The 4,069-nt window shown below is 59.7% G+C and carries 4 protein-coding genes; 2 read left to right on the top strand and 2 right to left on the bottom strand.

What is annotated here, in order from left to right; translation table 11 throughout:
- A partial coding sequence (locus tag SGJ19_13925) for a 3-keto-5-aminohexanoate cleavage protein (protein ID MDZ4781346.1) occupies nucleotides 1–839 on the top strand: 839 nt, incomplete at its 5' end.
- Nucleotides 840–898: 59 nt separating this feature from the next.
- Here the strand turns inward: SGJ19_13925 and SGJ19_13920 are convergent.
- Both SGJ19_13920 and SGJ19_13915 read right to left on the bottom strand, forming a co-directional pair.
- Complete coding sequence (locus SGJ19_13920; GenBank protein MDZ4781345.1) at nucleotides 899–1,318, bottom strand: heme-binding protein; 420 nt, start codon at nucleotides 1,316–1,318, stop codon at nucleotides 899–901.
- 45 nt (nucleotides 1,319–1,363) lie between these two features.
- Nucleotides 1,364–2,587 (bottom strand): MFS transporter, encoded by a 1,224-nt coding sequence (locus SGJ19_13915; protein MDZ4781344.1) that lies wholly within the window; start codon nucleotides 2,585–2,587, stop codon nucleotides 1,364–1,366.
- Nucleotides 2,588–2,748: 161 nt separating this feature from the next.
- On the opposite strand from SGJ19_13915, the gene SGJ19_13910 reads away from it, so the two are divergent.
- Nucleotides 2,749–3,795, top strand: a complete 1,047-nt coding sequence (locus tag SGJ19_13910) for a homogentisate 1,2-dioxygenase (GenBank protein MDZ4781343.1) — start codon at nucleotides 2,749–2,751, stop codon at nucleotides 3,793–3,795.
- Nucleotides 3,796–4,069: the final 274 nt, after the last annotated feature.

Below are 4,069 nucleotides of genomic sequence, written 5' to 3'. Positions count from 1 at the left end.
TATCAGTGTCTGTGCAGAATCAGACCATGCCGGTAAATCAGAGTTTCCCTAAGGCCAACAAGGATTGCTTCGACCAGGGGGCGGCGATCGCGCACACTCATACTCGCAATCCCGAAACTGGCGCCAATGTTCACGATGCGGAGCTGTTCGGCGACGCCATCCGGCGCATTCCTTCCGAGACCACGATGCTCTGCAACCCGACGACCGGCGGCGGAGGGATGATCACGCACGAGCAGCGTATCGGCATTCTCCCCGCACTCGCGAAGATGTCTAAAGGCTCGCAGCCCGAGCTCGCGGAACTGAGCGCGGGCTCCTTCAAGCTCGACATGTACGACTCTGTAGCGCAGAAGTACGCGTTCGGCAGCCTGGTCTTCAACAATTCGAACTCGGCGTTCGAGATGTTCCTTGACGTTTGCCTGCAGACCCACGTGAAGCCGGTGGTCTGCTGCTTCGAATACAGTCATCTCGACAACACTGTGCGCATGTTCAAAAAGGGCCTCATCAAGCCGCCCGTCTTTCTTGATTTCGCTTTTTGCGGTGGGAACGTCACCGGCGGCCTGACGCCGACCATGGAGAACCTGCTCGGTTTCCTGCAGCGCATTCCCCCCGACCTACCACATATCTGGGAATTGCTCACCTTCGGCGTGCACGAGTTCCCGATGGCGTTGTGGGCCGCATCTCTCGGCGGCAACATTCGCCTGGGCCTCGAGGAGTATCACTACGCAGACTTTGGTCATCCGACGACGGCGGATCTCGTCAAAGAGTTCGTGCCACTCGCCGCATCGGTTGGCCGCAAGCCCGCGACCACCGCCGAGACGCGGGAGTATCTCGGGCTCTAGATTCTCGTCAACTATCGTTTGCGACTATGCGGCTCAACACAAGAGGTCAATCGAAACCGTTACGCCAGCGTCAGCATTGCGCTTTCGGCGACCTTCATGTCCTGATGATAGTGGCCGCCGCTCACGCCGATTCCGCCGACGATGCTCTTGCCAATCGTGATGGGGTAGCCGCCGCCGTAAACGACCAGCCGTGGCGTCTTCACGATGCCGTGCAGCAGCGGCGGATCGTTCTTGATGAAATCGAACCAGCCATGGGTCGGAATCCCGAAGGACACGGCTGTGTAAGCCTTGTCCTGCGCCAGTTGCACCCCGAGCAGCGGCGCGCCGTCCATGCGGCTGAATGATTTGAGGATTCCGGACTCATCGACGATAGCGATCGCCATGGGCACACCGAGATTAAGCGCCGCCTTCTCCGCCGCCTCGATAAGGCTGCGCGCGGTTTCAACTGAGATCGAGGATTTCGATACTACTTTGCTCACATCAATCTCCTTCTGCTGCCCACAAATAATAGGACTGTACGAAGTTTACTCGGTTTTCAGCGATCGCCGCCCATGTGGAGCGAGCAGCGCTCCGACCGCGAGCGCCTGAAGCAGCAGTACTGCGCCGAAGGACCATTTGTAACCGAGTGCCGGGCGCGCTCCCTGTCCGTTGGCATCGAAGGCCTCGATGATAAGTCCCATCAGGTACTGGATGACGAACGTGCCGAGGAAGACTATAAAAGTATTAGCGCTGCCGGCACGCCCCACGTAATCGGCAGAGAAGTGCGCGGCCAGCAATGGATAGACCAGCGCAGTCACGTTGGCGATAAGACCGAATACTATCCAGAGCAAAATTCCTCCCGCGTCCACCTCGAGCAGGATCAGGCCTTGCACGGCAATGAAAATCAGGGAGCCGGCTATCATCGTCGTGAGAAGTGAGATGCCGCGCCTTAAGAGCGCCTGCGCGACCACGCCCGTCAATAGAAATCCCGCCGTCATTCCAGCCGTCAGCGCAAACAAACGCAACGTCACTTCGCGCCGATCCAAACCGTTGACCTGGCTCAGCCACGGCCCGGCCCACAGCGTCTGGATCGCAAGCGATGCGCCCATGCCGGTGATCGAGATCGGTGCCACACGCCAGAAGGTTCTGTCCCGAAGCACCATCGAAAGCCCTTCGATATAGGGCCGCCACCCCGCAGCGGTCTCGACCTTCGGCTTCTCCGGCACGACAGTCAGAATTAGGACTGCGGCGCCCATAGCGGCCGCGGCCAGCGCCCAGAAGATCACGCGCCAAGTGGAGATTTCCAGAACGTAGATCACTGGCCAGGTCGATGCGATCGCGCCCAGCCCACCTGCCGCCAAGAGCATGCCGTTGATGAGCGGGATCCTCTCCTGCGGGAACCAGGTGACCAGCGCCTTCAATCCCGCCATCAGGCCACCAGCCATGCCCGCGCCAATTAAAGCGCGCGCTACGATGAAAGCGAATTCGCTCTGCGCAACCGCAAACAGCGCGGAGCCTGCGGCGCCCACGATCAGCAACACGCCCTGCACTCTGCGCGCGCCGTAGCGGTCGAGCAGTAGCCCCATCGGCAGCTGCATCACGGCAAAACCAAGGAAGAAGGCAGCGGTAAGCATGCCGAGCGCGCCGGCGCTGAGGCCCGCGACGAGCGAAAGCTCGGAGGCGATTACCGCGTTGACCGATCTGAACAGAAAGGAAAGGAAGTACGAGACAGCGAACGGCAGGAAGACGACGAACAGCAGCCGGGTCATGGCGTAACGATCGCGGCCGCGCGGGCAGAACAGTAGTTGTGCTTACATTTCATAAATCTGTCGGACGCATTCACGCGGCTGCGGAACTGGCTCGCGCCTGTGGTTGGGTGTACTCTTTATGCTTAGCTATTTCCACAATTATCGCGCTTCGAGGAGCACATATGACCGACGGCCCTCTTGCTCCAAACATCGACCCTCCTACTCCCAACATCGACCTGTATTCTCGCAACGGTTTCCTCGGCCCTTTCGCCACAATCGTAAAGGCGAACTACGGCCCGGATTACCAGCGTGTCGTCGGAACTTACGCGCCCTATCTGCTCAATACTTCACGCGTGTCTAGCGCCAAGGCCGACGGGCGCGAACTGCCGCAAGCTCTGCTGGTCGGTCAAGGCGTATCGGTTGAGATATTCAACGCCAGTACGCCGGCCGCATTTGCGCTGCGCAATGTACTCTGCGATGAGGTTCTATACGTCTTGCGCGGCAGCGGGAGCCTCGACACCGACCTCGGCGTGCTCGCGATCACCGAAGGCGATTTCGTGATGATCCCGCGCGCGTTGAGTTATCGCGTCGCTCAGGTGCAATCGCCGTTATCCATTATTCTTATAGCGACGCGTAGCACGTTGAAGCTCGAGCCCGAAGGTTTCCCCGGCGTGCTTAACACCGACATCGATGTGCATGTGCCGCAGCCCTATTCCGATCCAGTCGGACCGCCGGGCGAATACGAGGTCGTTATCCGCCACGGCGAAAACATGACTTCGTATTTCTACGAACGCGATCCACTACGCTGCATTGCAACCGTAGGCCCGCCGCAGATCCGACGCTTCAGTATCGACAAGATGCAGGCCTGGGGCATTGAGACCGGCGGAATCATGCCTCCGCGCATCATCAACGATCCCACGTCGAACACGCTTTTCTTCTACATCGGCACGCGCCGCAGCGACCGACCCCCAATTCATCACAACGCCGACTACGACGAAATCATTGTCTACGCCAAAGGTCCGCACAGCTACGGCGCGCTAGACGAGCCCGGTCTGATCACCTGGGTTCCGCAGGGAATAGTGCATCACGGTCCGGAAGAGGACACACCCACGCCATACAAGGCATGGCTGATGGAATCACGTTCGCCGCTGACGTTGACGCTTGCCGGCCGCCAGATCGCTAAGTTGATGGAAACTTCGCTCTTCGGCACACACTCCACCGCCACATGACGCCGAGGCGAGGCGGCACGTATAGTGCCGCCTCGCCTCATGCGCCAGCGCTCGGGCCGCTCTCTCCCGGAGCCGGCCCGGGTGCGGGTTAAGCCGCTCCTTCTACGTTCGCGCTTAACTCTCTCTAGTGAACTGTAACAACTAAAACGATAGTATACTCGTGTTCATGAGCACTATCACGCTGTCGGATGCGGAACGGATGGAACTGGAGCAACGAACGGCACGTCGAGCCGGACGCGCGGACGAGGCCAGGCGCGCTCGACTGGTGCTGCTT

This window comes from Planctomycetia bacterium (genome assembly GCA_034440135.1).
In the GTDB taxonomy this organism is placed as follows: Bacteria; Planctomycetota; Planctomycetia; order Pirellulales; family JALHLM01; genus JALHLM01.
The sequence above is the reverse complement of the archived record's forward strand: the minus strand, read 5'-3'. Positions and strand labels throughout refer to the sequence as shown.